Source organism: Agathobaculum sp. TL06, assembly GCF_054658635.1.
This window is the reverse complement of sequence record NZ_BAAGGY010000002.1, coordinates 138,381-163,137: the sequence shown is the minus strand read 5'-3', so window position 1 is coordinate 163,137 and position 24,757 is coordinate 138,381. Positions and strand designations below refer to the sequence as shown.

Annotated in this window: 27 protein-coding genes; 11 read left to right on the top strand and 16 right to left on the bottom strand. The window is 59.3% G+C overall.

The window, feature by feature from the left end; genetic code table 11:
- The first annotated feature begins 90 nt into the window (after positions 1–90).
- The 4 genes from ACYQ3S_RS01905 (at position 91) to ACYQ3S_RS01890 (ending at position 3,601) form a co-directional block, all read left to right on the top strand.
- Positions 91–285: a DUF951 domain-containing protein gene (locus tag ACYQ3S_RS01905; protein WP_107631704.1), complete on the top strand. Its 195-nt coding sequence runs from the start codon at positions 91–93 to the stop codon at positions 283–285.
- On the top strand, positions 279–1,043 hold the full coding sequence (gene udp / locus ACYQ3S_RS01900; RefSeq protein WP_459687073.1) for a uridine phosphorylase: 765 nt from the start codon (positions 279–281) through the stop codon (positions 1,041–1,043). Before ACYQ3S_RS01905 ends, udp begins: the two co-directional genes overlap by 7 nt.
- Positions 1,040–2,431, top strand: coding sequence for an MATE family efflux transporter (locus ACYQ3S_RS01895; RefSeq protein WP_459687072.1), 1,392 nt, complete (start codon positions 1,040–1,042; stop codon positions 2,429–2,431). The genes udp and ACYQ3S_RS01895 overlap by 4 nt, the downstream gene beginning before the upstream one ends.
- Positions 2,432–2,620: 189 nt before the next feature.
- Positions 2,621–3,601, top strand: coding sequence for an alpha/beta hydrolase family protein (locus ACYQ3S_RS01890; protein ID WP_459687071.1), 981 nt, complete (start codon positions 2,621–2,623; stop codon positions 3,599–3,601).
- A gap of 103 nt (positions 3,602–3,704) precedes the next feature.
- Here the strand turns inward: ACYQ3S_RS01890 and ispF are convergent, their stop codons facing one another.
- From ispF to ACYQ3S_RS01840, 10 genes are all read right to left on the bottom strand, one after another.
- Entirely contained in the window at positions 3,705–4,178 is a 474-nt protein-coding gene (gene ispF, locus ACYQ3S_RS01885) for a 2-C-methyl-D-erythritol 2,4-cyclodiphosphate synthase (RefSeq protein WP_459687070.1), read from the bottom strand.
- A gap of 2 nt (positions 4,179–4,180) precedes the next feature.
- Positions 4,181–4,897, bottom strand: a complete 717-nt coding sequence (gene ispD / locus ACYQ3S_RS01880; protein WP_459687069.1) for a 2-C-methyl-D-erythritol 4-phosphate cytidylyltransferase — start codon at positions 4,895–4,897, stop codon at positions 4,181–4,183.
- 47 nt (positions 4,898–4,944) lie between these two features.
- On the bottom strand, positions 4,945–5,424 hold the full coding sequence (locus ACYQ3S_RS01875) for a CarD family transcriptional regulator (RefSeq protein WP_459687068.1): 480 nt from the start codon (positions 5,422–5,424) through the stop codon (positions 4,945–4,947).
- 46 nt (positions 5,425–5,470) lie between these two features.
- The gene (locus tag ACYQ3S_RS01870) at positions 5,471–6,022 is read right to left on the bottom strand and encodes a zinc metalloprotease (protein WP_459687067.1); all 552 of its coding nucleotides are present in this window, start codon (positions 6,020–6,022) and stop codon (positions 5,471–5,473) included.
- Complete coding sequence (locus ACYQ3S_RS01865; protein ID WP_459687066.1) at positions 6,023–6,763, bottom strand: M23 family metallopeptidase; 741 nt, start codon at positions 6,761–6,763, stop codon at positions 6,023–6,025.
- 161 nt (positions 6,764–6,924) lie between these two features.
- Positions 6,925–7,944: a zinc-dependent alcohol dehydrogenase gene (locus tag ACYQ3S_RS01860; RefSeq protein ID WP_459687065.1), complete on the bottom strand. Its 1,020-nt coding sequence runs from the start codon at positions 7,942–7,944 to the stop codon at positions 6,925–6,927.
- 40 nt (positions 7,945–7,984) lie between these two features.
- Positions 7,985–9,388, bottom strand: coding sequence for an MFS transporter (locus ACYQ3S_RS01855; protein ID WP_459687064.1), 1,404 nt, complete (start codon positions 9,386–9,388; stop codon positions 7,985–7,987).
- 105 nt (positions 9,389–9,493) lie between these two features.
- Entirely contained in the window at positions 9,494–10,447 is a 954-nt protein-coding gene (locus ACYQ3S_RS01850; protein ID WP_459687063.1) for a transketolase family protein, read from the bottom strand.
- 2 nt (positions 10,448–10,449) lie between these two features.
- Entirely contained in the window at positions 10,450–11,301 is an 852-nt protein-coding gene (locus ACYQ3S_RS01845) for a transketolase (RefSeq protein WP_459687062.1), read from the bottom strand.
- Positions 11,302–11,670: 369 nt separating this feature from the next.
- The gene (locus ACYQ3S_RS01840; protein WP_054326417.1) at positions 11,671–12,738 is read right to left on the bottom strand and encodes a zinc-dependent alcohol dehydrogenase; all 1,068 of its coding nucleotides are present in this window, start codon (positions 12,736–12,738) and stop codon (positions 11,671–11,673) included.
- A gap of 237 nt (positions 12,739–12,975) precedes the next feature.
- On the opposite strand from ACYQ3S_RS01840, the gene ACYQ3S_RS01835 reads away from it, so the two are divergent.
- Together ACYQ3S_RS01835 and ACYQ3S_RS01830 are read left to right on the top strand one after the other, a co-directional pair.
- The gene (locus tag ACYQ3S_RS01835; RefSeq protein WP_459687061.1) at positions 12,976–13,425 is read left to right on the top strand and encodes a hypothetical protein; all 450 of its coding nucleotides are present in this window, start codon (positions 12,976–12,978) and stop codon (positions 13,423–13,425) included.
- Positions 13,426–13,532: 107 nt separating this feature from the next.
- Positions 13,533–14,420 carry a cupin domain-containing protein gene (locus tag ACYQ3S_RS01830; RefSeq protein WP_459687060.1) on the top strand — a complete coding sequence of 296 codons (888 nt, stop codon included), beginning with the start codon at positions 13,533–13,535 and terminating at the stop codon, positions 14,418–14,420.
- Between the two features lie 72 nt (positions 14,421–14,492).
- Here the strand turns inward: ACYQ3S_RS01830 and ACYQ3S_RS01825 are convergent, their stop codons facing one another.
- The 6 genes from ACYQ3S_RS01825 to gdhA form a co-directional block, all read right to left on the bottom strand.
- Positions 14,493–14,915 carry a DUF2000 domain-containing protein gene (locus ACYQ3S_RS01825; protein WP_459687059.1) on the bottom strand — a complete coding sequence of 141 codons (423 nt, stop codon included), beginning with the start codon at positions 14,913–14,915 and terminating at the stop codon, positions 14,493–14,495.
- A 2-nt stretch (positions 14,916–14,917) separates the two neighbouring features.
- Positions 14,918–15,757 (bottom strand): AraC family ligand binding domain-containing protein, encoded by an 840-nt coding sequence (locus ACYQ3S_RS01820; RefSeq protein ID WP_459687058.1) that lies wholly within the window; start codon positions 15,755–15,757, stop codon positions 14,918–14,920.
- Positions 15,758–15,870: 113 nt separating this feature from the next.
- A complete protein-coding gene (locus ACYQ3S_RS01815; protein WP_459687057.1) occupies positions 15,871–16,221 on the bottom strand; it encodes a VOC family protein in 351 nt (116 codons plus the stop codon).
- On the bottom strand, positions 16,218–16,910 hold the full coding sequence (locus tag ACYQ3S_RS01810; RefSeq protein ID WP_459687056.1) for a zinc ribbon domain-containing protein: 693 nt from the start codon (positions 16,908–16,910) through the stop codon (positions 16,218–16,220). The genes ACYQ3S_RS01815 and ACYQ3S_RS01810 overlap by 4 nt, the downstream gene beginning before the upstream one ends.
- Positions 16,911–16,915: 5 nt before the next feature.
- Positions 16,916–17,878: a helix-turn-helix transcriptional regulator gene (locus ACYQ3S_RS01805; RefSeq protein ID WP_459687055.1), complete on the bottom strand. Its 963-nt coding sequence runs from the start codon at positions 17,876–17,878 to the stop codon at positions 16,916–16,918.
- Between the two features lie 153 nt (positions 17,879–18,031).
- On the bottom strand, positions 18,032–19,375 hold the full coding sequence (gene gdhA / locus ACYQ3S_RS01800; protein WP_459687054.1) for an NADP-specific glutamate dehydrogenase: 1,344 nt from the start codon (positions 19,373–19,375) through the stop codon (positions 18,032–18,034).
- A gap of 225 nt (positions 19,376–19,600) precedes the next feature.
- On the opposite strand from gdhA, the gene ACYQ3S_RS01795 reads away from it, so the two are divergent.
- From ACYQ3S_RS01795 to ACYQ3S_RS01775, 5 genes are all read left to right on the top strand, one after another.
- On the top strand, positions 19,601–19,909 hold the full coding sequence (locus ACYQ3S_RS01795; RefSeq protein WP_459687053.1) for an MGMT family protein: 309 nt from the start codon (positions 19,601–19,603) through the stop codon (positions 19,907–19,909).
- 2 nt (positions 19,910–19,911) lie between these two features.
- The gene (locus ACYQ3S_RS01790; protein WP_459687052.1) at positions 19,912–20,418 is read left to right on the top strand and encodes an HD domain-containing protein; all 507 of its coding nucleotides are present in this window, start codon (positions 19,912–19,914) and stop codon (positions 20,416–20,418) included.
- 142 nt (positions 20,419–20,560) lie between these two features.
- Positions 20,561–21,019: a MarR family winged helix-turn-helix transcriptional regulator gene (locus ACYQ3S_RS01785; RefSeq protein ID WP_459687113.1), complete on the top strand. Its 459-nt coding sequence runs from the start codon at positions 20,561–20,563 to the stop codon at positions 21,017–21,019.
- Positions 21,016–22,746: an ABC transporter ATP-binding protein gene (locus ACYQ3S_RS01780; RefSeq protein WP_459687051.1), complete on the top strand. Its 1,731-nt coding sequence runs from the start codon at positions 21,016–21,018 to the stop codon at positions 22,744–22,746. The genes ACYQ3S_RS01785 and ACYQ3S_RS01780 overlap by 4 nt, the downstream gene beginning before the upstream one ends.
- Entirely contained in the window at positions 22,746–24,671 is a 1,926-nt protein-coding gene (locus ACYQ3S_RS01775; RefSeq protein WP_459687050.1) for an ABC transporter ATP-binding protein, read from the top strand. The genes ACYQ3S_RS01780 and ACYQ3S_RS01775 overlap by 1 nt, the downstream gene beginning before the upstream one ends.
- The last annotated feature ends 86 nt before the right edge of the window (positions 24,672–24,757 follow it).

Genomic DNA, 24,757 nt, shown 5'->3' with positions numbered 1-24,757 from the left:
AATAGCACCGCGGATGTGGTATGATTATAAAGAGGAATCGATAAGCCGCCGCGGAGGGACAGCCCCGCGGCATATGGGAGGAGTGATTGCGTGGATGTACAGGTCAACGATGTCCTGACCATGAAGAAGCCGCATCCCTGCGGCTCCAAGCAATGGAGGGTGCTGCGCACCGGCATGGATTTCAAGCTCAAATGCCTGGGCTGCGGGCATGAGGTCATGCTGCCGCGCAGCAAGGCGGAAAAAAATATACGCACCATAGAACGGGAGGGGACGATTGTATGCTGATCGATGGAAAGCAGATGCACATTCAGATTCAAAAGGGGGATATCGGCCGGTATGTCATCCTGCCGGGCGACCCGGGCCGCTGCGGCAAAATCGCGCGCTATTTTGAGGAGCCGAAGCAGATCGCGCAGAACCGCGAATACACGCTGTGGACGGGCAGGCTGGATGGCGTACCCGTCGCGGTATGCTCGACCGGCATCGGCGGCCCGTCCGCCGCGATCGCGCTGGAGGAGCTGGTCGAGTGCGGCGCGGACACGTTCATCCGCGTGGGGACCTCGGGCGGCATCGTGGACGAGGTGTGCGGCGGCGATATCGTGATCGCGACCGCGGCCATCCGGCAGGAGGGAACGAGCCGCGAATACCTGCCCATCGAGTTTCCGGCGGCGGCGGATTTCTCGGTCGTTGCCGCGCTGCGGGAGGCGGCGGTGCGGCTCGGCCTTACCCATCATATCGGCGTGGTCCAGTCCAAGGACAGCTTTTACGGTGAGATACGGCCCGCGCAGCAGCCCGTTGCGGAGGAACTGCTCGCCAAATGGAGGGCGTGGAAGGTCGCGGGCGCGCTGACAAGCGAAATGGAGACCGCGGCGCTGTTCATTGTGGCGCAGGTGCTGCATGTGCGGTGCGGCGCGGTGCTCAACGTCCTGTGGAACGCGGATAACGACGAGGCGCCCAATATCCCGCCCGATGCGTCCGAGCGCGGCGTCCGCGCGGCGGTCGAGGCGCTGCGTATCCTCATTCGGGAGGACGGCGCGCGGGCATGAGTAAGGGAAAAACCGATACGCGCGAGGCCGACCTGGGACGAGATCCGGTCGGCCCGCTGCTCGTCCGCCTGGCGCTGCCGACGATCTGCGCGCAGGTGGTCAACCTTTTGTATAACATCGTCGACCGCATCTACATCGGCCGCATACCGGACGAGGGGGCGCTTGCGCTGACCGGCATGGGCGTGACCTTTCCGGTTATCACGCTGATTGCGGCGTTCGCGGCGCTGATCGGCATGGGCGGCGCGCCGCGCGCCTCCATCGCCATGGGCGCGGGCGAGCACGAAAAAGCCGAGCGCACGCTCGGCACCTGTACGGCCGCGCTGTGGGCGCTCGCGGTCGTGCTGACGGCGGTGTTCCTGCTGTTTCAGGAGCCGCTCCTTGTATTGTTCGGCGCGTCCGCGGACACGTTGCCCTATGCGATGCAGTATCTCAACATTTACGTTCTGGGTACCATCTTTGTCATGACCGCGCTGGGGCTGAACGGCTTTATCACTGCGCAGGGAAAATCCGGCGTGGCGATGAAAACCGTGCTGATCGGCGCGGTACTCAACGTTGTACTCGATCCGGTGTTCATTTTCCTGTTCGGTATGGGAGTGCGCGGCGCGGCGGTCGCGACCGTGATTTCGCAGGCGGTGTCCGCGCTGTGGGTGGTCCGGTTTTTGGCCGGCCCCTCCAGTGAACTGCGGCTGAAAAAGGCCTTTTTCCGGCTGGACGGGCGCCTGCTCTGGTCCGCGATCGCGCTGGGCGCGTCGCCCTTTGTCATGCAGTCTACGGAAAGCCTGCTGACGGTGACGTTCAATGTCTCCCTGCAAAAGTACGGCGGCGACCTGGCGGTCGGCGCCATGACCATCCTCACCTCGGTCATGCAGATGATGCAGATGCCGCTGCTGGGACTGATGCAGGGCGCGCAGCCCATATTGAGCTTCAACTACGGCGCGGGAAACAGCAAGCGGATGAAGGAGGTCATCCGGTACAGTGTGCTGATCGGCGCGGTGTTTGTGTGCTGCGTCTGGGTGGTGGTACAGCTTTCCCCGCGGACGGTGGTATACCTGTTCAATCACAAGCCGGAGCTGGTCGAGATGACCGCGTGGGCGCTGCGGATTTATATGGCGGTGGGTTTTACCGCGGCGTTCCAGTGGGGGTTCCAGCAATCGTTCGTCGCGCTGGGGGAGGCGAAAATATCCCTGTTCCTCGCGCTGGAGCGCAAGATCATCCTGCTGATCCCGCTGATCCTGGTTCTGCCGCGCTTCTTTGAGGATAAGCTGTTCGCGGTGTTCCTGGCGGAGCCGGTGGCGGATTTCCTTGCCGCGGCGACGACCTCGGTCCTGTTTTTCTTCCGTTTCCGCCGGATTACGCGCAATATGCAGCAAAAAAACGTGGAGCCATAGATGTTATTAAGATAAGCGAAAAGTCCAGCCGTTAAGGTGCGGAAACGTGTTTTCCGTTTCTTAACGGCCGGGCTGTTTTCATAAAATCCTGATTGATAGCGACTGCTTCTATTGAGCGTGGTATACTGCGACAACAGACTGATAAAATATTGTACAGTAAATTTGTATTGGTGATCTTTGGAGGAGTTCATGAAGAAGGTTGTGAAGCTATTGCTGAAAATTATTCTGATTATTGTTGCTCTGATCTTGCTTGGCAGTTTTGCCTTTATCAAGCTTGCAGAGCGCAGGGAAGCAAATTACTACAGCTACACGCAAACTTTTGGTGAAATTGAAATGAAATATACGGCGTTTGGTGACAAAGATGTATCTCATATGGAATTTGACGCTAATGATGATGTCATCGGTAAATATGCGATGTGGTATCCCAGCGAACTGGGGAACAGGGATGAAAAGTACCCCGTTGTTATTTTTGCAAATGGGACCGGAAGTACTTCGGCTACATATAAATCGTTTATGGAGCATTTAGCGTCTTGGGGGTTTATCGCCGTCGGGAATGATGACAAAAACACTCGAACTGGTGTTTCAGCTGAGGCTACGCTTGAATTTTTGATGCAGATAAATGAGGATATGGGCAGTATCTTCTACCATAAAATCGACCTGGACAACATCGGTATTGGCGGCCACTCCCAAGGCGCCGTCGCCGCATTTAATACAGTGACAAATCAAAAGCATGGTTTTATGATTAAGGCTCTGTATGCAGCAAGTGCGACGTCATCCTATCATACCGGTGTCATGGCAGACCAGTGGGAATATAATGTGACTAAGATAACGATACCAACATTTCTTACGGCGGGAACCGGCTATTGGGATGCAGGCACTGCAATGACGAAAGAGCAGGTCAACGATGAGGAAAGCAATGTGGTGCAGGGGATTTGTCCGCTGTGGTCGTTACAAGAGAATTATACTTCGCTGCCGGATACGATAGATAAGGTTATGGCAAGGAAGAAAAACACAGACCATGGGGATTCCTACAAGCAATTTGACGGCTATATGACAGCCTGGTTTATGTACTATTTGCAGAATGACCAAGAGGCTGGCGCGGCATTTGCCGAAAATGGTGAGTTATCAGCGAATGCTCTGTATCAAGATGTTCAGACAACTATTCATTAACAAAACACAAAAAGCACCTGCCCTTTTTCAATAGGGTGGGTGCTTTTTGATGTGCGCGCAAGACGATAATTTCATGATATTGAGCCATAGGCTCCCCGCTTTTTTATTCCGGCTCCAGCAGGCATACACAGTGCGCGGCGATGCCCTGTTCCGTTCCGGTAAAGCCGAGACCCTCCTCGGTTGTGGCCTTGACCGAGATCCGGTCCGTTTCGCAGCCAATGGCCGCGGCCAGGTTTTCACGCATCTGCGGGATGTGCGGCGCGAGCCGCGGGGCCTGGGCGAGCACGGTTGCGTCCAGGTTGCCCAGCCGCCAGCCGCGCTCCCGCAGCAGCGCGGCGACCCGACGCAGCAGCGCGAGACTGTCCGCGCCCGCGTAACGCGGGTCGGTATCCGGAAAATGACTGCCGATATCGCCGAGCGCGAGCGCGCCGAGCAGCGCGTCCATCACCGCGTGGGTGAGGACGTCCGCGTCCGAATGCCCTGCAAGCCCCGTCCGGTGCGGGATATCCACGCCGCCGATGATGCACCTGCGCCCCTGTTCCAGCCGGTGTACGTCGTAGCCGTGTCCGATCCGCATGTTCAGCTCTCCTCCTTTTGCAGCAGCGCCTCGGCGACCGCGATATCCTCGGGCGTCGTGATCTTGATGTTTTCATAGCTTCCGTGGGTGGCGTATACGGGCTGGCCGAGCGCTTCGACTGCGGCGCAGTCGTCGGTATAGGCCTGTCCCTGTCGCGCAGCCTCGTTCAGCGCGCGCAGAAGCAGCGGGCGCGCGAATACCTGCGGTGTCTGCACGGCCGCAAGGGTGTCGCGCGGCACGTCGGCCGCGATGACGCCGTTCTCGATGCGCTTGATGCTGTCCTTGACCGGAACGACCGGCGCGGCCGCGCCGTGCGCAGCGGCCGCATAGACCGCCTCGGAGATGACCGCCTCGGAGACGAGCGGCCGCGCGCCGTCATGCACGGCCACAAGCGCCGTATCCTCCGGCGCGGCGCTGACGCCGGCCAAGACGGAGGCGGTCCTGCTACCCCCGCCGCGCGTGACCGTGCGCAGCTTGGAGATACCGAACGTCCGCGCAAGTTCGGTATAGGGGACGATATCCTGCTCGCGGCACACCAGCACGATATCGCGCACATCGGCGCATTTTTCAAACGCGGCCAGCGTGTGCGCCAGCACGGGGACGTCCCCGAGCGGCAGCAGTAGCTTGTTTTCCCCGCCCATGCGGCGGGACGAGCCGGCGGCGACAATCACCGCGCAGACCGCGGCGGGTACGGCTTTTTTCTTCCGTTTTCCAAACATGGCATACGCTCCTTAAAAAAGGCTTTGCAGCAATGCAAAGCCTTTGCTCAGATACATAATCTTTGACGGATGAGGTCCCCAGCTTCCTCGGGGGAAATGCCGAGCGAAAAAGCCAGCTCGGAGGCCAGAATCTGCTTTGCGGAAGCGAGCATCTTCTTTTCCCCAGTGGACAGGCCGCGTTCGCGGTCCCGCTCCGCAAGGTTTTTGACGACCTGCGCGACCTCAAGCAGGTCGCCCGAACGGATGTGAAGCATATTTTCCCGATAGCGCTGGTTCCAGCCCTTATCCTCGCTGCGCGCAACGTCGTCCAGCTTGTGCAGGAAAGCCTCGGCCTGCGCTCTGGAGCATACCGGACGTATCCCGAGCTTTTCGCAGGAATCGACCGGAATAAAGAGCTGCGTGTCGCCGAACGCGGGGCGGAGCGCATAATACTGCGCGGGCGTACCGTCAATGGTGCGCTCGACAATATCTTCGATTACGCCTGCGCCGTGCAGAGGGTGTACGATCTGATCGCCGATGTGAAACATGTAGCCTCCGTTCCAGCAAACCTCTGATGGTATCTTTATCTTACACCTATCCGGTGGTTTTGGCAAGGTTTTTCATTGTTTGGGCGCTGATCAGCACGCCGGTGAGCAGCAGCCAGGCGCCGCCGCCCTGCCGCCACAGCCAGCAGCCTGCGGCGAGCAGTCCGGCCATGACAGCCAGCGAAAGCGCGCCGCGCGCGAGCGGGAACCGGCCGCCGGCAAGGTGGCAAAGCGCCATGCCGCCGTCGAGCGGCGGCATGGGGAGCAGGTTGAACGCGCCGAGCAGCACGCTTGCGCCCGCAAGACGGTAAAGCCCAAGCTCTCCGGCGCAGGCGGTAAGCGCAAAGCTGGCCGCCGGACCGGCAAGGCAGACCGCGGCGCGGGCGCAGCGGCCCTCCGGCAGGGTGCAGCGGAGTACGGCGCCGCAGGCGGTAAGCGTCAGCCGAAGCACCCGCCCGTCCGCAAGGGACAGCACCAGCACATGCCCCAGCTCGTGTATGGCCGCGGCAAGCAGGAACAGCGGCAGGATATTGGTTTCGTCCACACACCAGAGCGCGGCCAGCAGCACGAGGAACCCGTCGCGGACCTCAAGCCTTTTCACTTAAAGCTCGGTCAGGTAATCGGATGGGTCAAGGGCGGCGCCATCCTTCCACAGCTCAAGATGCAGGTGCGGACCGGTTGCGTTGCCGGTCTGGCCGACGCGCGCGATTTCCTCCCCGCAGCTTACCGAATCGCCCACCTTGGCCGAGATGCTGCTGCAGTGCGCGTAAAGCGTGGAAAAGCCGTCGTCGTGGTCGACAATCAGATAATTGCCGTAGCTCGATTCCCCGATCTCGCGCACCGTCCCATCCGCAAAGGCGCCGATCCGGACGCCCTCCTCCGCTGCGATATCCAGGCCGTAATGAAAGCCCGGCTGTCCCGTGGTCGGGCTGAGACGGCTGCCGAAGTCCGAGGTCAATGTGCCTTCGGCGGGCAGGACATGCTCGAACTCCATCGGATAGACGGTCTGGTCGACCGTATCGGGGAACAGCGTTTTTTCCCGCCCCAGGATGTCGTCCGCGCCGCCGGAGGATACGGCATAGTCTGGCTCTTTCTCCTGGCCGTCCGGCTGTGCGCCGAATACCTCGCTGACATCCTGCACCGTATCATCCCCGCCGAACACGGCAAGGATGCGGTCCGCGCCCGGCAGGCCGGACAGCGCCGCCGCCGCTTTTTCCCGCGCGGCAACGGCAAGGGGCGCGTCCGCGTATTTGATGATCCCCGCGGCGAGAACGAGCGCTACCACGAGCAGCAGCCCTTTTCCGCTGCCGGCGCGTTTGCGCGCCGGACGTCTTCCTGTCATGTTCGCCGCCTCCTTTCCTCTGATGAAAGAGTATGAGAAAGGGGACAGGAATATGACTGCGCAGCCATATGGCGTATAAAGAAAGTCCGGCAGCGGAGGCGCGTACGCTGGACGCACCTCCGCTGCCGGAAGCTTGTAGATTGTGAAAGAAAGAGGATGGCTTACGGTTTGCTGCAGTCGAGCAGGATTTTCGGGTATTTGGATGTTTTGAATACCTCGAAGCTCTCCACCGCCTCGCTCAGCGGCATGATCTTGCCGATGATCTTGTCGGTCTGCATACGCTCGATCATGTTGATGGAGCGGTTCATGATCGTGGTTGTGGTGAATACGGTCTGGATGCGGCCCTCCTTCATGTACAGTTCATGCAGGTTGAGCGGCATCTCGAATTTGGGCGGGAATACCGCGAAGTAGACCGCGGTTCCGCAGCGGGCCAGGATTTTGAGCGGCGTTTCGGCGGCCTTGGGGGAGCCAGACATCTCGAACACATAGTCGAAGCCCAGTCCATCGGTGATTTCCATGGCGCGGGCGACCGCGTCCTCGTTAAAGGGATCGATCGCGTACTGCGCGCCCATGGAGAGCGCCAGCTCGCGTTTTTCGGGTACCGGATCGATGACCGTAATGCGGGCCGCGCCCGAGAGCAGGACCTGGTTGAGCATGATCGAACCGATGCCGCCGACGCCGGCGACGCATACGGTCGCGCCGTGGCGGATGGGGGCAAGGTCCATGGCGCGCAGGCAGCAGTTGGTCGGCTCCACGATCGCGTAATCACGCAGCTCGACGTTGTCCGGCAGCTTGTAGATCGTTTTGACGTCCGTGACGACATATTCCGCGAAAGCGCCGGTGGGCTTGGAATTGATGCAGTACTGCGTCATGCCCTTTTTGCACCATTCGCATTCGCCGCAGTGGGAAACGGGGAACATCGTGACCTTGTCGCCCACCTTATAGCCGGCGGCGGCAGCCTGTTCGCCCAGTTCGACGATCGTGCCGGAGGCCTCGTGTCCGAGCGGGGCGGGGGGCTTGCTGTTCATAACGCCCATCGTCACCTGATGCACGTCGGTCGCGCAAAGCGCGGCGTAAGCGACCTTGACCTTGACCTCGTTGGGCTTGACCTGCGGGATCTCGACCTCGCGCAGTTCGATCTGGTCCCAATCCACCCACCAGAGCTGCTTCATTGTTGCCATGATATAGACACTCCTTTCAGAAAATCCGTTTGACAGGTACTCAGTTCGCCATACCGCGCTCGCGCAGGTCGGCGACAATTTTATCATAAGTGGCCTTATCCAGCTTGTATGCGAACATGGCGATCGCACATACGATCGAGCAGAGGCCGACAAACATGTGCGAGCCGAAGTTCATCGCAAACAGCACGGTTGCGTTCTGCTGCGCGCCCGCCACATAGCCCAGCGCGTCAAGGATGGCGGCAGCGCCCGAGATCGCAAATGCCTGACCGACCTTGAGCATGAAGTTGATGAACGTGGACAGAAAACCGGCGCAGTAAACGCCATATTTATGATAGGTGTACTCCGCAGTGTCGGGCATCATGCCGAACACATTGCCCAGCATCATGCCGGAGCCAAGGCCCACGCCGGCCATCATCACATAATAGATGATCTGGCCGCCCGAGGTGGTGATCGGCAGGAACTGCGAGACGATCGAGCAGATTGCGATCAGCGTAAAGGAAACGCCGCCCAGCGTACCCTTGTTTTTGACCCGTATAACAAGATAGCTGACCGAGAACGCGCCGATCATGCCCATGACAGACCACAGGGTCTGCGTGTTGGAGTACAGCAGTTCGTTGCCGGCGTTATAGGTGCAGAAGTACAGGCGGAACGTCATGCCGCCCTGGATGATGCCCCAGCCGAGATACGCGATGGCGATCTGGATGACCGGCCAGTTGCCTTTGAGCACCTTGAACTGCTTGATAAAGGAAACCTTTTCGGTCTTGGAATCATCGACCGTGACGACCTCCTTGGAGGAGGCGACCGTGATAATAAAGAATGGTACTGCGAGCAGGGAGAATACGATCGCCGCGTTGCGGTAGCCAGTGACGCCGCCGCCCATTGCGTTAACGATGCGGAGCGTAGCAAAGGACAGCACGGTCATGGCCAGGAACGCGCCGGTCATACGGAAGCTGGACAGCGCGCTGCGCGTTTCGGTATCGCGGGTCATCATGGCGGGCATCGCGGAATAGGTGACGTTGACCATGGTGTAGAGCAGCACGAGGATGAAGTACATGCCGAGGCCCCACCAGGTGCGGGCGGTTTCCGACCATTCCAGATTGGTGGTGAAGGTCAGCACGTTAAAGACCAGCATGGGAACAAATGAGAACATGACCCAGGGACGGTAGCGGCCCCAACGGCTGTGGGTGTGGTCGGCCAGAGAACCGATGACGGGGTCGTTAATGGCATCCCAGAACTTTGAAATGAAGATAACGATACCAACCGTGGTAGCGTTGATAAGCGCTACGTCGGTCAGATAGAAGACTAAGTAGGAGCTGACCAGCGTCCAGCTCATGTTGCAGGCAAAGTCGCCGCAACCATAACCAAGTTTGCGAGGGATATTCAGCTTGGTATATTCATTCGCTGCAGCGGCGGGGGACGAGGCTGTAGTCGTTTTTGTACTCATGAAAAATCCCCTTTCTTATCTCCGTGTTGTTGAATAAACAGCCCGCCCCTGCGGAAACGGGTTCCGGCCGGTCCCGCAGGAACAGGATGTGCTGAGGTGACAGGATTACTTCGCGGCCGAGCGGATATAGGCGGCGATGTCTTCCGCGGCGTAGCCGTATTTGCGGCGCAGCTCTTCTCCGCTGCCGAAGCCCGCGTAGACCTGCGGGATGCCGAACCGGCGGAACGACTTGGGCTGGATGTGGTTGTCCGTGAAGAAGTCGGACAGTGTGCTGGCCAGGCCGCCGCTCATCAGATGGTCCTCCCAGACGACCAGGTTGCCCGTCTCCTCGACCGCCTTGCGGACGGCCGCCTCGTCGAAGGGCTTGATGGAATACATGTCGATCACGCGGACGTCGATTCCATCTTTCGCAAGCTCCTCCGCCACATCAAGCGCTTCGCCTACCATTTCGCCGTGCGCAAAGATGGTGAAATCCTTGCCGTCGCGCGCGGTCACGCTGCCGCCGATCTTGTATTCGATCGTACCCGGCTCATAAAGCTGACGGTCCTTCTTGCCCTGCGCCAGACGGATGTACATCGGGCCGGCGTAGTCCATGGACAGGTGCAGGATGTCGCGGATCATGTTCGGGTCGCCGATGGACAGCACGGTCATGTTGACCATGCTCTTGAGGATCGCGATATCCTCCATCGCGTTGTGGGTCGAGCCGCCGCCCGAGGTCAGGCCGCCGCCCGTGCCGATGATGCGGACCGGCAGGTTCTGATAGCAGACCGCGGTGCGGACCTGCTCGCACGAGCGCATGGACAGGAACGGGAGCATGCCCATGATGACCGGAATGTTGCCCTCGAGCGCAAGGCCGGCCGCAACGCCTACGCAGTTCTGCTCCGCGATGCCGACGTCGATATACCGGTCCGGATAATGCTCGCGGAAACGCTTGAGGTTCATGCCGACATCAGGCGTGCAGACGAACAGCTTTTCATTGGTCTTGCCGATCTCATCCAGGGTGTCCCCGATCACGCTGCGCGCGGAAATCCATTCTCCAAAGTTAAACGAGCCAGCCATCTTTATGCCTCCTTACCGTAGTTCTTTGCCAGATCCTTGAGCGCCTGGTCCCAGTCTTCCTTGTTCAGGCTGCCGGCGTGCCAGCCGATCACCTTTTCCATGAAGTCCACGCCTTTGCCCTTGGTGGTGTGCGCCACAATCGCCGTCGGACGCAGGGAGGTCACGGGCGGCAGGCTGTCCAGCGCGTCGACGATGGCGTTCATGTCGTGTCCGTCGATCTCGATCACGTTCCAGCCGAACGCTTTCCATTTGTCGGCATACGGCTCCATGCAGGTGATTTCCTCGGTGTAGCTGCACATCATCTGCTTGTTGCGGTCAATGACCGCGACAAGGTTGCCCAGCTCGTAGGAGCGTGCCGACATCGCGGCCTCCCAGACCGAGCCCTCGCAGCTCTCGCCATCCCCCAGCATGCAGACGACGCGGTGGCCTTCCTTTTTGACCTTGGCGGAGATGGCCATGCCGACCGCCATGGACAGGCCCTGTCCCAGCGAGCCGGAGGAGCATTCCACGCCCGGCAGGTGTACCTTGCAGGGGTGCATGCCGTAGGCGCTGTCCATCTGGCCATAGGTGCGCACGATCTCGTCATAATCGAAAAAGCCGCGCAGCGCCATGGCGATATACATGCACACCGCGCCATGCCCCTTGGAAAGGACGAAACGGTCGCGTTTCGGATTTTTGATGTCGGTCGGGTCAACGTTCAGCCCGTGGTGGAACAGCCCGATCAGCAGGTCGGTCATCGACAGGTCGCCGCCAATATGTACGGCGCCCTCGTATACGCCGCATAGATTGATCAGCTTTGTGCGCATTTCATACGCCAAGTCGTTTAAGCGCTTTACTTCCTGTTTGTCTGCCATCACAATACCTCCTCGAATGTTGAATACGCGCAGGGGAAGTGTGAACTTTTTCACAATCATATTGACAGAAAAATAACAATATGGATAAATTATCGTATTTTTTGCCTGTGTTTTGTGAAAAGTGACAATGCGGATTTGCCGTTCCCCTTGTGTATAAGTATCATACGACGGTTTTTGGTGTCTGTCGTCTGGTTTTACGGACATGAAATCGCATTTTGTGTCCAAAATGAGCGGCATAAAGCTAAAATGTTGTGAAATACTTACAAAAAGCGGGTGTGCTTTTTGCACATATCGGATTTTGCGGCCCTGTCTGGGGAAGGCGAGAAAAAACGGCCGGAGGACGAAGCCTCCGGCCGTTTTCAGGAAAAATCACTCGAGGTCGGGATTGCACTTGATGAGGATTTTGGGATATTTTCCGGTCAGCTGCGCATCAAACGCGGCCACGCCGTCATCCAGGTCGAACACCGTTTCGGTCAGGCACTTGAGGTTGAGGCGCGGCAGGAGCTGCAGCGCGCGCGGATACGCATAGGGGGCGACCATTACACCGGTCACCGTGATCTCCTTGAAGTAGCAGTATTTCGAGATGTTGAAGGGCAGTTCATACTCGTTCGGATACTGGGCGCCGTAGATCAGCATGCCGCAGTTGGCGGTGATGTCAGGCAGCGAGGTGACCGCACGCACCGAGCCGGAGCAGTCCAGCACAACGTCGTAACCCAGTCCGCCCGTCAGCTCCATCGCGGCCTGCACGACATCCTGAGAAGCGGGGTCGATCAAATGGTCCGCGCCAAGCTCGGAAGCCAGCGCGCGCCGGTCCGCGATCGGCTCGATCATGGTCAGGTCGGTCGCGCCGTACAGCTTGAAGGTCTGCAGGGCCAGCAGGCCGATCGGGCCGCCGCCGCAGACGCAGACGCGCATGCCGACCTTCATCTGCGCCTTGTCCATCATGCGCACGATGATCGACATGGGTTCGAGCAGGCAGCCTTCTTTCAGGCTGACCGAATCGGGCAGCTTGTAGACCTGGTCCTCGTGCCAGATCAGCTCGGGCGCGTAGCCGGGGCGGTTGTACTGCTGCGCGTTGACGCAGAACTGCTGCTGTCCGTTCTGGCAATAATAGCACCCGCCGCAGAACCGCAGGAAATTGCCCGCCACGCGGTCGCCGACCTTCAGGCCCTTGTGGTTGGCCTCCGGCCCCAATTCAACGACGACGCCGGAAATCTCGTGGCCGAGCGGGATCGGCTCGGTGGAGCCTTTCGGCTGGCCGAAACAGCCGGCAACACAGTGCGGGTCCGAGCCGCAGATCGCGCAGTACGCGACCTTGATCCGGACGTCCTGCGGTCCCATGGCAGGGAACGGGATATCCACCAGGGCTACCTTGCCGCGTGTTTCAGGGTTGGGGTCCTTCATGTCGCCAACCAATACGCCGCATAATGTCTTCATCACAAACTGCCTCCTTTGCCTTATGTAAAGTTATAGAATTCCGAACGCTGTACACAGCGCTATATTAATCAATACCAAGCATTTCGGGCAAAGTCAATTTATATTTCAGACATTTTCGTAGGAAACATGTCCCTTTTGAGGAATAGAAAATTTCGCGTTTTTTTCTACAGAAAACGCCCCTGACAAGCGCGGTATCCCATGTTATAATGAAAAAAACAGGAGAAACGGGTGTGTTATATGACAACGCGATACCGGAAAATGGTGGATGAGCTGGCTGCCCAGTTGGAGCCTGACGAGCAGGTGGAGGATGTGGCTTTGTTCAATTCCATCCCGACCATGTGCGGCTATTTTGCGTTCGCCGCGATTTCGTTTGCTGCGGGGCGGCTGTTTTCCGGCTATCACGCGGCGGTCCTGCTGTCGAGCGTGCTTTCCATGTGGATGATGGCGAGCGCGGCGCACGCCCTGTATCTGACGCAGAATTCGTGCGTTCTGGTCACCGACCGGCGCACGTTCGGCCATGTGGGCGAAAAACGCTTCAGCCTGCCGCATACCCAGCTCAAAAAGATGCTGCTCAGCCGCGTACTGTTCCTGGATGGAGGGGACGCCCGTTCCAGCGTTCTGCTGCGCCATGTGTCCAACCGGCGGGAGCTGCATGCCGCTATTGCAAAGCACAGTGGAATCCTGTAAAATAAAAATCACTATGCAAAAAGGAAATTACAAGTAGCTTGCAATTTCCTTTTTGCATTATGAGAATGAGGACTGATAACAGGAGAGAAAAAGGAGGAGAGAACGCTTTGCTGGCAGAGTACCGCAATCAACAGATATACCATAATCATATTACGACCATTCCTTTCGGCGCTTTTGATTTTGTTCTTTACTATGCGGAGCAGATGAGCCAGATCATACCGGTGTTTGAGCATCAGCACGACCTGTATGAGATTTTCTACGGCATAGAAGGGGAAGCCAATGTGGTTTGCGGACAGGACAGCCTGCCATTATATGAAAACAGCATGGTGCTGCTGGGCAAGAACCATCTGCACCGGCTGCGCTATATGCCGGAAACGCCCGCGGTGTATTTCACAATGATCTTTGATATTATCCCGAAAAACGGCAATTCGTCGATCGATGCGGAGCTTGAGTATCGGGAAATCGCCAAGGCGCTGGATAAAGCGGATACCAATAAATACATTTACCTGCCGCGCGCAGTTTCGCAGCAGGCGCTGCTTGCGGATATCCACAAGCAGATACAGGACAGGAAAATCGGATGGGCCAGTCAGATCGGCATTTTATATTACCTGTTCGTTCTCAACCTGCTGCGGCAGACGGCCTCGGTGGTTTCGGATGTGAAAACGCCGCTCGGCTATAAGAATATCGCGCTGGAAGCATCAAAGTACATTCACTCCAACTATGCGGACGAGCTGACGATAGACATGGTAGCCCAGCAGCTCAACGTGACGCCGCGCCACGTCAACCGCCTGTTTCAGGAAATGTTCGGCCGCTCGTTTGCGCATACGGTCAGCGTGATCCGCATGGAATATGCGAAAAAGTACCTGCGGACGACAAACGATTCGCTGGAGCGGATCGCGATGCATGTCGGCCTGCCGTCCGGCAAGGTGCTGATCCGGCTGTTCCATGAGCAGGAAGGGATGTCGCCGGGGGATTATCGGGCAAAATTTCATTAAAACAGAAATCGGCCGCCCGCCGTTTCCTTGCCTTGTGCGGAAACGGCGGGCGGCGCTGCGTCATAGAGGGTTTCAGCGGAGCAGCGGCAGGCTTCCGGTCAGCCGGCCGACCAGCTTTTTCGCGCCGCAGATGCCGATGCCGAAATAGGACAGCTCCTCCTCGGGGGTAGCCGCGGCCTTGCGGGTGAACTCGCTGTAGGTACCGCAGCCTTGCGCAAGGTCGGAGAAATCCACGGCGGTCAGGCCGGCAAAGCACGGCTCGTACAGCTTCCGGCGAAGCGCGCGCAGCGTCTGCCGGTCCGCCCGCAGGATGGGGACGGGGAGCGCGGTGATACCGAGGTGGGCGCGGCCGCTTTTGTCGCGCACATCCGGCCCCACCGCCTGCGGCAGCTGCTTGCCCAGCGTGATGCCGAGGATGGCTGCCGTATTGGCGATCAGGCCGAGCGGCAGCGTCCCGTCGATCACCAGCACACATTTTTCCGTTTGCGTATCCATGATTACCGCTCCTTCTGCATATCGTTTCCAGTAAAGATTTTCTGGTATTGCCCGGGCGTAAGCCCGATGAACTCCTTGAAATAATGGGTGAAATGGCTCTGGTCGGCGTAGCCGGTCAGACACGCGGCGTCGGCCGGAGGGACGCCCTGTTCGAGCAGCGCCTTGGCGCGGCTGAGCCGGATATTCTGCAGATACCGGTAAGGGGAAACGCCCACCTGCCGTGCGAACAGGCGCAGCAGGTAGGATTTGCCGAAATCTGTCATGGAAACCAGGCTGTCGAGCGTGATGCTGTCCGCGTAATGCTGCTCCATATAGGCGCAGAGCGCCTGGATCTGGCCGTTCTGCGCGGGCGGCGGGTCCTCCCCGGCCGGCGGCAGGGTGTAGCCGGACAGAAGCGGTTCGAGAAGATAATAGAACGCCTCCTGCTTTTCCAGCGCGGGCGCATCGCGCACCAGCGCGTCGTACAGAGTGCGGAGGGCGTGCGTGAGCTCGCTCTGCGGCAAAAGGTTGCGCGTGAAACGGGGCGGCTGCTCTCTGCCGGTGATCTCCTTTGCAGCGCGGCACATGACGTCGGGCGGGAGGTTGACCGCGCGGTAGTCCAGTGGCTCGCCGCTTACAGGGGCGCAGCAGTGGCAGTCGTGCGGATTGAAAAGCACAAGGTCGCCGGCCGATGCATCGTATTCCTGTCCCCCGCACCACAGATGGCGCCCGCCGCTTTCGATGAAGCCGATGACATAATATTCGTGGAAGTGGTTGGGGAATTTCTGAACAACGCCCTGCAGGTGATAAGCTTCTATGCCAAGCACCTGGTCGTAGCAGACAGTACGGGATTCATCCGGCATGACGCGGCCTCCTTTCATGGTCTGCAGACAGTATAGCATACCGCGCGCCAAAATTCTTGCAGGATATTACACTCCGCAGCAAAGCGCGCCGCTGCAGGCAGCGGCGCGCTGTATTATGGCAGATAATCGGTGATGCCCAGCCGGTTGCCGAACGGGTCCTCGAATTCAGCGGCCCAGCCGGTCCGCATATGGAACGGCTCGGAAAGGAAGGCGATGCCGTCCGCGCGCATCCGGCGGTACTGCGCCTTGACATCGCTGACCTCAAACCAGATCACGGGCTTCTGGCCTGGGAAGCGGCCCTTATCCTTGAGGATGATGGCCGGCTCCTCCTGCCCGACACGGTAGGCGGCCATCCCGCTGTCGGAAAAGTCGAATTTCAGGTCCAACCCGAGCGCGCCGCCGTAAAACCGTTTCGCCGCGTCCAGATCATCGACGGGCAGGAAAAAGTTGTCATAGCCTTTCACCGCTCCGTTTCCCCTTTCCAGCGTGCAAGGGTGGGGAAATATTCCCGCATCTGCTCCCGCGCGCGCTCGCGGTCGGTGTACAGCTCGGGCGCGCAGTTGAGGTTGTGCTCGATCTGCTCCTCCATGGTCGCGTCGTAGGTGAACGCGCCGTTCTGGTAGCAGTAGGTGCAGTAGGTGCGGCTTTGCGAGCCATCCGCTTCGGTGCCGCGGTCGGCGGGCCTGGCCATCGGCATGCCGCAGGACTGGCAGATGTCCGCCAGACCGACGTAGATATCGATATCCGCCTGGCCGTCCTTGTAATTGCGGTATTCCTCAAAGTCCACGCCGTAGGCGCGCGGCAGGGGCAGGGACCAGATTTCGCTCCAGGCCTGCATCGGCACCGCGCGGATATCGCCGTGGAAATGGAATTTGGCGTATTCGCCCGCCGGTATCTTAATTGGTACACATCCCTCGGGGCAGGCTTCGCTTTCGCAGGCCACGACCGCGTCGTAGCTCTCGTCGTCCCAGCCGTAATTGGTATACAGACCGTAGCAGGGCGCGTCTTCCCGTCCGGCCATCAGGCCGGCGCGCATGAACTGCTCCCACAGGCCGCCGATCTTGTGCGCGCAGGCGGGATCGGCGTTCCCTGTGCGGCACTTCAGCCCGACCAGCGTTCGGGCGGGCAGGGATACGGTTTCATATTGCAGCATAGCTTTCATCCTTTCGGTTTTGATGGCTCCATTGTAGCATCGGATACCGGACAGGGCGCGTCCGCATTTGGATAAAGCGCGGCGATTTTTTTCGCTTCCGCCGCGATGTGGCGGCGCAGCGCGGGCGGAGACAGGATTTCGGCATGCGAGCCATAGGACAGCAGATAACCGGCGCCCCAGGCGCCGACCGGCCATTCGGTCCGCACCAGCAGGGACCCGTCGGGCTGCGGGGAGATGCAGGCGCGTTCAAATTCATCATATACGCGGAATGCCACGGCGGGGGAAAAGCGGACGGTGATGCGGGCGGTCGGCACGGATACGGCCTGCTTCCCGTCCAGCGGGGGCGGGTCCCCGTGCGGCGCGAAGCGCTCGTCCAGCAGCGTGATATGCTCCATGCGCGACAGCTTGAAGGTGCGGAAAGAGCGCCGGTCCCGACACCATGCCTGCAGGTACCACGAAATCCCTTTGAACCGCAGCTTGACCGGTTCCACGGTGCGCCGCGCCGCCGCCCCATTCTGCCCGTAATAGTCAAAGGCCAGCACCCGCCGCTCCAGGATAGACGACTTGAGCAGCTCGAACAGCGCGCGCCGTTCGCCGGAGTCGCCCCAATCGGAGAAATCCGCGTCGATCCAGCTCACAGCCTCGCGCCGGAACAGGGCGGACAGGCGGGTGAGCAGCGCGCCATCCTGCACGGCTCCGGTGGCGCGCAGGGTTTGCAGGGCGTACAGGATTTCATCCTGCTCGCGCGCGGACAGCAGGGACTTGGACAGCACGAAGCCGTCCAGCAGGCGCACGCCGCCCCGCCGCCCGCGCGCCGCGTAAACCGGCACGCCCGCCGCGGAGAGCGCGTCAATATCGCGGCGGATGGTACGCTCGGATACCTCCAACTGGCAGGCAAGCTCAGGTATGGTCGCGCCGCCGCGCTCCAAAAGGATATATAAGATCTCAAACAAGCGTCCGCTCTGCATAGCTTCACCCCTCACCAGTAGTATAGCACAAAAAGCGGACAAAGTATGGCCGGTTTTTGAAAAGGACACGCGGACAGGCCGGCAAAGAGAAAAAAGGCTTCGGAACGATGTTCCGAAGCCTTTTCTGTTCAGTTGGCAGAGGAAAGGGGAGCTTTAGCAAACGCCCTGCGCGAGCATGGCGTTTGCGATCTTCTCAAAGCCGCCGATGTTCGCACCCATGACAAGGTTGTCCTTGTGGCCGTACTTTTCAGCGGACTGGATGCAGGTCTTGAAAATGTTGACCATAATATCATGCAGGCGCTGGTCGACCTCCTCGAAGGTCCAGGACAGGCGCAGCGAGTTCTGGCTCATCTCCAGGCCGGAGGTGGCGACGCCGCCCGCGTTGGCCGCCTTGGCAGGACCGAAGAAGACGCCGTTTGCCAGGAACGCCTCCACAGCCTCCGGCGTGGAGGGCATGTTCGCGCCCTCGGCCACGAATTTGCAGCCGTTTGCAATCAGGGCCTTGGCATCGTCGCCGCTGATCTCATTCTGGGTCGCACAGGGCAGCGCGATGTCGCACTTGACGCCCCACGGGCGCTGGCCCTCGGTGTAGGTGCTGCCCGGCACACGGTCCGCGTACTCCTTGATGCGGCCGCGCTTGACTTCCTTGATGTCCTTGACGACATCGAGGTTAATGCCGTTGGGGTCGTAGATGAAGCCGTTGGAGTCCGACACGGTAACGACCTTGGCGCCCAGCTCGGTCGCCTTCTGGCAGGCGTAGATCGCCACGTTGCCCGAGCCGGAGATGGCGACCGTCTTGCCCTCAAACGAGGTACCCTTGTAAGCGAGCATTTCCTTCATATAGTAGCACAGGCCGTAGCCGGTCGCTTCGGTGCGCGCGAGCGAGCCGCCGTAGGACAGGCCCTTGCCGGTGAGCACGCCGGTGAACTCGTTGCGCAGGCGCTTGTACTGGCCGTACATAAAGCCGATCTCGCGGCCGCCGACGCCGATATCGCCCGCCGGTACGTCGGTGAACTGGCCGATGTGCTTGGACAGCTCGGTGATGAAGGACTGGCAGAAACGCATGACTTCCGCGTCGGACTTGCCCTTGGGATCGAAGTCCGAGCCGCCCTTGCCGCCGCCCATGGGCAGGCCGGTCAGGCTGTTCTTGAAGCATTGCTCAAAGCCGAGGAACTTGATGACCGACGCGTTGACGGACGGATGGAAGCGCAGGCCGCCCTTGTAGGGGCCGATGGCGGAGTTGAACTGCACGCGGAAGCCGCGGTTGACCTGAACCTTGCCCTCGTCATCCACCCACGGAACACGGAACATTACCATGCGCTCCGGCTCGACGATACGGTCGATGATGCCGCTCTTCTCCAGCTCCGGACGCGCCTCTACGACAGGCTCGAAGCTTTCGAGTACTTCGAGAACCGCCTGCTGAAATTCCGGCTCGTTCGGGTTGCGCTTCTGCACGGTTTCGTACACGCGCTTGAGGTAAGTGTTGGTAAGTGCCATTTGATTTGTCCTCCTTACATTTCTGCCGCAGCCTCTTTCCAATAATCAGGGAAAAGTGCGGAATAACTTACATACATGCTGTAGTGTGTAATTATTATATAGTATTTTGCAAATGTGTGCAACAATTTAGCGTGTTAAAAATATACATTTTTTACTTGTGGAATGGGGATGGAAATTGTCAGATTTACCTGATATAATGAAACACGAGGGGGTGCGACTTGCAAAATGAACAGTTTTGACAAAATTTATGCGGTCGTCCGGCGCATCCCGCGCGGCACGGTCGCGACTTACGGCCAGATTGCGCTGCTGGCGGGCAACCCGCGCTGGGCGCGGGTGGTCGGCTATGCGCTGCACGCGAATCCGGATCCGGAGGGGATACCGTGCTATCGCGTGGTGACCAAAGAGGGCCGTACCTCTCCAGCTTTTGCATTCGGCGGCGCGGATATACAGCGCGCAATGCTGGAAGCGGACGGGATAGAGTTTACCGCCGACGGGCGGGTGGATATGGAGCGGTTCCGCTGGGAGGGAGTTTGACGATGATCGATCTGGAAAAGCTGGCGGCGCTGGCAGTCGCCTATGATGCGGGGGACGCGCGTCGGGTGCAGCATTTTATGAAAGTATATGCGTTCTGCCGCCTGTTAGGACGAAGCGAGGGCCTGGGGGAGGAAGAACAGAATATTCTGGAGGCCGCGGCGCTCCTGCATGATATCGGCATTCACGAAGCGGAGCGCAAGCACGGCTCTTCCGGCGGGAAGTGGCAGGAGCTGGAGGGGCCGGCGGTCGCCGCGCCGCTGCTCGCGCAGGCCGGCGCTTCGGCGGCGCAGGCGGAGAAGATTGCCTGGCTGATCGCGCACCATCACAGCTTCGGCGCTTCGGAGGACCTGGCCTTCCGCATTCTGCTTGAGGCGGATTTTCTGGTCAACGCCTATGAAAGCGCCCTGCCGCCGGAGGCCTGCAGAGCGGCGGGGGAACGGGTGTTCCGTACAGCGACCGGCCGTTCGTTTTTACAGAAAATGTATCTGGAAAAGCCGTACAAGCCGTAAAAGTGCATAAATTACAGAGGGGAAAGGGCGTTCCGTTTGGCAGAGGGAACGCCCTTTTTGAACTTTCTGTGAAATCTGTTGACAACGCAACGAATCAGCGTATAATGTGTTAGTAAGCTAACAGTAAGGAGGCTAACAATTGATGCAGGAGCAAACGATCTGCGGCGAGCTTGGCATGCTGAACAATCTGTTCAAGCGGCAGATGGCGTGCCAATCGGGCGAGGAGTTCAGCCAGGTGACCGGTATGCAGGGGATGATTATTCATTACCTGATGGTTGCAGACGGCGACCGCTTCCAAAAGGATGTGGAGACGCAGTTCCGTTTCCGGCGTTCGACTGCGACCGGCATTTTGCAGCTCATGGAGCAGCACGGGCTGCTGCGGCGTGAGCCGGTGCCGCAGGACGGGCGGCTCAAACGGCTGGTGCTGACTGACAAGGCGTTGGCGCTTGATGCGCGGATCAAAAAGAAATTCCGCGACACAGAGGCGCTGATGTGTGCCGGCATCAGCGAGGCGGATCTGGCGACCTGGTTCCGCGTGTGCGGCAGGATCCGCGCGAATTTGGAAGACTATCAACGCAGGGCTTCGGAGGGACAAGAATGATAAAGAAGCTGTTACAAAGCGTGCGCGAGTTCAAAAAGGACGCGCTGCTCACGCCGTTTTTTGTGGTGCTCGAGGTTGTGATGGAGGTCGTTATCCCCGCGGTAATGGCGCTTTTGATTGATAAGGGCATTGATGCGCAAAATATGGGAGAGATCTGGAAATACGGCGTCATCCTCGTGGCGTGCGCGGCGCTGGCGCTGGTGTTCGGCGCGGCGGCAGGCACCTATGCGGCGCGCGCCTCCACCGGCTTCGCCCGCAACCTGCGGCACGACATGTATTATGCGGTGCAGGATTTTTCCTTTTCCAACATCGATAAGTTTTCGACCGGCTCGATCGTCACCCGCCTGACGACCGACGTGACCAATGTGCAGAACTCGTTCCAGATGTGTACGCGCATCGCGGTGCGCTGTCCGGTCATGCTGGTGTTCGCGCTGATTATGGCGTTTCAGATCAACGGCGAGCTGGCGCTGCTTTTCCTGGGCGTGCTTCCCATTCTGGCGGTGGGCATGGGCCTGCTGATGAAGTTTGTCGGGCCGATCTTCGAGCGCGTGTTCAAGATCTACGACCAGATGAACACGGTCGTGCAGGAAAACGTGCGCGGCATCCGTGTGGTCAAGGCCTATGTGCGCGAGGAATATGAAACCGAAAAGTTTCAAAACGTTTCCGGACGGCTTTACAAGGCGTTTTCCAAGGCGCAGAAGATCATGGCCGGCGTTTCGCCGCTCATGCAGTTCTGCATGTATGCCTGCATGCTGCTGATCTCCTGGTTCGGCGCGCGGCTGATCGTCGGCGGCAGCATGACGACCGGCGAGCTGACCAGCCTGTTTTCCTACGCGATGCAGATATTGATGAGCCTGATGATGGTCGCCATGGTATTTGTCATGATTACCATGTCCAAGGCGAGCGCGGAGCGCATCGTCGAGGTGCTGGAGGAGCAGCCTGACCTCCATAATCCGGCGCAGCCGGTGACCGAGGTGAAAAACGGGGATATCGATTTCGATAACGTCAATTTCAGCTACAAGGGCGATGCGCATAAGCTTGCCCTGCGCGGCGTGGACCTTCACATCAAGGCGGGGCAGACCATCGGCGTCCTGGGCGGCACCGGCTCGGCCAAGTCCACGCTGGTCCAGTTGATCCCGCGCCTGTACGATGTCACGACCGGTTCGGTCAAGGTGGGCGGCGTGGATGTGCGCGATTACGACATTGAAGCGCTGCGCGAGCAGGTTGCCATGGTGCTGCAGAAGAATGTGCTGTTCTCCGGCACGATCAAGGAAAACCTGCGCTGGGGCAACGAGCACGCGAGCGACGAGGAGCTTGAGCGCGTTTGCCGTCTGGCGCAGGCGGATGAATTCATCCAGCAGATGCCGAAGAAATACGATACCTATATCGAGCAGGGCGGCACCAACGTATCCGGCGGCCAGAAGCAGCGCCTGTGCATTGCCCGCGCGCTGCTGAAAAAGCCCAAGGTGCTCATTCTGGACGACTCGACCAGCGCGGTCGATACCAAGACCGACGCGCTGATCCGCAAGGCGTTCGCGGAGGAGATCCCGGGTACGACCAAGCTGATTATCGCGCAGCGCGTCTCGTCCGTGCAGGACGCGGACCAGATCGTCATTCTGGACGGCGGCGCGATCCAGGCGGTCGGCACGCATGAGGAGCTGCTCGCGGGCAACCCGATTTATCAGGAGATCTATAAACAGCAGATGAACAAAGGGGGCGAGGAATAATGGCAAGACCCGCAATGGGCGGCCCAGGCCGCCGGGGACAGATGGCCGGCGGTAAACGCAGCAAAAACCCGAAAAAGACGCTGGGCCGGCTGCTTCACTATATCAGGGATGGCTACGCGGTCCAGTTCGGCGTGGTGCTGGTGTGCATTCTGATCTCCGCGGTGGTGAACGTAGCGGGTTCGATGTTCCTGCGCGTGCTGATCGACGATTATATTGCGCCGCTGCTGCTGGAGGCCGCGCCCGTATTCACCGGCCTGATTCATGCCATCCTGCTGATGGGCCTGGTCTATCTGACAGGCATTGTTTCCACCTTCCTGTATAACTGGCTGATGGTGTCCATTTCGCAGGGCATTTTGAAAAAGGTGCGCGACGAGATGTTCGGGCGCATGCAGGCCCTGCCCATCCGCTATTTCGACACCCATACCCACGGCGACCTGATGAGCCATTTCACCAATGATACGGATACGCTGCAGCAGATGCTCAGCCAGTCCGTCCCACAGATGTTCTCCTCCATAATGACGATCATCGCGGTGTTTATCGCCATGCTGGTGACCAATGTGTGGCTGACGCTGTTCGTGCTGGCAGGCGTTGCCGTGATGCTGGTGGTGGTCAAGCGGATCGGCGGGCAGTCGGCAAAATACTTTTTGGAGCAGCAGACCTCGCTTGGCAAGGTCAACGGCTATATCGAGGAAATGATCAACGGCCAGAAGGTCGTCAAGGTGTTCTGCCATGAGGATAAGTGCAAGGAGCAGTTCGACGCGCTCAACGATGAGCTGCGGGAAAATGCGAAGAACGCGAACACCTTTGCCAACATCCTCATGCCGATCATGATGAACATCGGCAACCTGCTGTATGTGCTGGTGGCCGTGGTCGGCGGCACGCTGGCGCTGTCCGGTGTGGTGGGCAGCAGCATCACCATCGGCGTGATCGCCAGCTTCCTGCAGCTGACCAAATCGTTCACCCAGCCGGTCACACAGATTTCGCAGCAGTTCAACTCCATCGTCATGGCGCTGGCCGGCGCAGAGCGTATTTTCGAGCTGATGGATGAGGCGCCGGAAACGGACGACGGATATGTCACTTTGGTCAACGCCAAGTACGATAAAAACGGCGAGCTGGTGGAGACGCCGGAAAAAACCAACATTTGGGCGTGGAAGCACCCGCATGAGGACGGTACGACCACCTACCAGCAGGTACGGGGCGACGTTCGGTTTTTCGACGTGGACTTCGGTTATAATCCGGATAAGATCGTGCTGCACGATATCACGCTGTACGCCGAGCCGGGGCAGAAGGTGGCGTTTGTCGGCGCGACCGGCGCGGGCAAGACCACGATCACCAACCTGATCAACCGCTTTTACGATCTGGCGGACGGCAAGATCCGGTACGATGGAATCAACATCAACAAAATCAAAAAGGCGGACCTGCGCCGCTCGCTGGGCATCGTTCTGCAGGACACCAACCTGTTTACCGGTACGATCCGCGACAACATCCGGTACGGCAATCTGGAGGCGACCGACCAGGAGATCGAAGCCGCGGCGCAGCTTGCGGGCGCGGACGACTTCATCCGCCGTCTGCCGGACGGCTATGATACGGTGATCGACGGGGACGGAGGCAGTCTGTCGCAGGGCCAGCGCCAGCTTTTGTCCATTGCGCGCGCGGCGGTGGCCGATCCGCCGGTTATGATTCTGGACGAAGCGACCAGCAGCATCGATACCCGCACCGAGTCCATCGTGCAGGCGGGTATGGACGGCCTGATGTACGGCCGCACTGTGTTTGTGATCGCGCACCGCCTGTCGACCGTGCAGAACGCGGACGTGATTATGGTGCTCGAGCTGGGCCATATCATCGAGCGCGGCACCCATGCGCAGTTGATCGCCGAGCATGGGAAGTATTACCAGCTCTATACCGGCGCGTTCGAGCTGGAATAAACGGTAGCCCTGTTTCAGGGCGGCGAAGGGAGTGTCCGCCGGAGCCGGACACCCTGGCAGGCAGGCCGCAAATGCGGCCTGCCTTT